Annotated in this window: 1 pseudogene; it reads left to right on the top strand. The window is 37.1% G+C overall.

The window, feature by feature from the left end:
- Positions 1–54: 54 nt before the first annotated feature.
- Positions 55–321, top strand: a pseudogene (locus tag CWC04_RS19320) (deoxyribodipyrimidine photo-lyase); the annotation flags it as partial.
- Positions 322–353 lie beyond the last annotated feature (32 nt).

The following is a 353-nucleotide window of genomic DNA, read 5'->3' as shown; positions in this document are numbered from 1 at the left end:
CCCTTGCAGATCTTGCTTCGAAAACTTAATGATTACAAATACCAGAGCATTAGTATGTGCATACTCATTTTATATTGGCTACAAAACGATTTACGCCTAACAGATAACCCATTTTTTAGTGACCTTGCTAATAGGCAGTGCGCGCTTGCTTTTGTATTTGTTATAAACCCGCACTGGTTTAAAAATAATAATTACCAACAAAAACCTTTCGGCATACACAATCAGCAATTTTTAATGCAAAGCTAGTACGAACTACAACAAGCACTTAATGAGCGCGGGCAAACCATGCATGTGCTTGATGGAGATCCCGTATCGCTTATATAAGAGCGTATTATTGAGCAAATTATTTATGC

It is taken from the genome of Pseudoalteromonas sp. S2893, assembly GCF_005887105.1.
GTDB lineage: Bacteria > Pseudomonadota > Gammaproteobacteria > Enterobacterales > Alteromonadaceae > Pseudoalteromonas > Pseudoalteromonas atlantica.
This window is presented reverse-complemented; position numbering and strand designations above follow the sequence as displayed.